We start from the raw sequence: 1364 nt of genomic DNA, 5'->3' as shown, positions 1-1364 counted from the left end.
CAGCATGCCCCTTGTACTTGGCATCTAAAAGCATTCGAGGCCGGGTACCATCCGACTCGATCACGCAGTCTGGGAACACGGATAGCATACGCGTCTCTCCCGTACTTACTTTAGTCTTGCTGCCTAGCGTAAAACCCTTTTGAGGTACAACGGCCGCTCKCCCAAAGCCGAGACGCAATGCTACCGTCAAGAGGTCTTCCCAAACTCGCCAAGTGGCAACTACATATCCTGGCGCATGCGCCTGTCCTTGATTGTAATTTAGRCCAAGCCCACCGAGCACATCAACAGATAGCTCGTGCAATGGTCTCCATGCCCTGTGCCTAGCAGGAATGGGTCTTCTCCGTCCGGCAGATGTATGTTTTTGAGGAGCCAAATCTTCAATAAGTCGCACCAAACTACCGACAACCGAAGGGTCGCTTACCTCCGTCAGAAGCGCTCTAGCAGCAGCTGTAATATCTGAATTCCAACCATTATGTCGATCAAAACGAACTAGCTCTTGCTCGAATCCATCAGGCGAGGGAAAAATGAGATCCACAGGGTCTGGATCCCCATCGAGAAAGAACTCTGCCTCCCTTACTCTGCGATAAGTACGCAAAGGCCTACGCTTTCTGGCCTCATACATGCTTGTCATCGAACGAGCTACCAAAGTGGATAGATCCCTCGGGGCCCCACCAGATGCAGCTAGGCGCTCGGACGCCAAGAGCCTTCCATGTAATGAAAGCGTGGAAAGGAAAAAGAAGTCTTCTCTCCAGGCCGCATCGAAATCATCAAGTCCTAGAAATTTGGGAGCCACTTCCAGTTCAAGTGACGGAGCTAGTCTAATTAGACCCGCAAAGTCTATAGCCCGAGCGCCCTGCGCATCGACACTTATAGGGTTATAGTTGAGACCGAGACTTGATGCGGCACGATTGCCAGCATCAATCAAAAGCCCGTTTGCCTTGGCGCGGTCAGCTCCGATGGCCACGCCAATAGCATGACTCAAATCGATAGGTGAGCCATATTCGACAAGCGATAGCCGTGTTCGGACATATGCCACAAAACTACTCTCTAGCAAAGGCTCTCAGGGCGGCATATATGTCGCCCTGAGAAAAATTCGCGGGACCCTGAACTCTAAACCGAAGATCATCTGCAAAGGTGGTCTCGGTTAACTTAAAAGGGTTATAGGCCGGTCCATCTAATGCATTGAGAGTAGCTGCAATACCCCGGATGTCTCCGAAGAAAACCTCTTCTACATGCGCCCGCGCCTTGGCCCAGCCCACGCATAGAGCTCCTAATGCCTCCGGGAGACTCAAGGTTTGCAGCTTCACATCAGACATAAGCATTCCATGTCCAATTTGGAACTCGGAACCTCGGCCCAGAGCAAT

Annotated in this window: 2 protein-coding genes; both read right to left on the bottom strand. The window is 51.6% G+C overall.

Annotated features, from left to right (window positions below; genetic code table 11):
- Positions 1 to 964: 5-methylcytosine restriction system specificity protein McrC (locus AC1DRJ_RS27830; RefSeq protein ID WP_477804976.1), on the bottom strand; the 964-nt coding region annotated here is incomplete at its 3' end.
- 76 nt (positions 965 to 1040) lie between these two features.
- On the bottom strand, positions 1041 to 1364 hold a 324-nt coding region (locus AC1DRJ_RS27825), incomplete at its 5' end, for a hypothetical protein (RefSeq protein ID WP_477804975.1).

The organism is Pseudomonas sp. P5_B2 (assembly GCF_056400445.1).
Note: the sequence above shows the minus strand (reverse complement) of the source record. Positions and strands in the feature narration are given on the sequence as shown.